We start from the raw sequence: 636 nt of genomic DNA, 5'->3' as shown, positions 1-636 counted from the left end.
CAGTGCCAAGGACATCAATGGCAAGATCGGCAGAGAACCGATCGAAAAGCTCGTGCGCCTCGCGCTTCGTGATCGGCCAAGTGTGCGTATTGCCTTCCTCGCGCCCGCCGTCACCGTAGCGGCTTGCGAGGGCCAGCGGATCGAGAAAGCGGCTTTCGTAGTGCAGAAATCCTTCCAGGAAGCGGACCAGATAGGCGTCCAGAAACGAGTGACGATGATAGAGCATCACGCCGAATCCGGCGCCCGGCTTCGCCACCCGCATCAGTTCAGCGATGGATTGCTCGAGATTCGGCGAGTGATGCAGCACGCCCCATGAATAAACATAGTCGAACTGTGCGTCATCGAACGGCAGCTTGCGTCCGTCGGCCTGCATGACCTCACCCGGCAGGCCGAAAATCTCTAGGCGACGGCGGGTTTCCTGAACAGCGGTCGGGGTGAGATCGACCGACGTCATCTGCGCGCCCTGCCGCGCCCAGTTCATGGTCATCGCGCCCATGCCGCAGCCGACCTCCAGCACCTTCCGGCCGCGATAGGCATCGTATGGAAACAGCCGGCCAAACGGCCGGTGGTCGTGCAGCGGCGTATTCCAGCTATAGAAGCGGCGGTCAGCAAGTTCGAAAAATTCTCGCGATCCTC

Annotated in this window: 1 protein-coding gene; it reads right to left on the bottom strand. The window is 61.0% G+C overall.

The genetic code is table 11. The features are described 5' to 3' along the window. A partial coding sequence (locus GJ693_RS16530) for a class I SAM-dependent methyltransferase (protein ID WP_156257289.1) occupies positions 1-636 on the bottom strand: 636 nt, incomplete at both ends.

Source organism: Sandarakinorhabdus oryzae, from assembly GCF_009733735.1.
GTDB classification, from domain to species: Bacteria; Pseudomonadota; Alphaproteobacteria; order Sphingomonadales; family Sphingomonadaceae; genus Sandarakinorhabdus; species Sandarakinorhabdus oryzae.
Note: the sequence above shows the minus strand (reverse complement) of the source record. Positions and strands in the feature narration are given on the sequence as shown.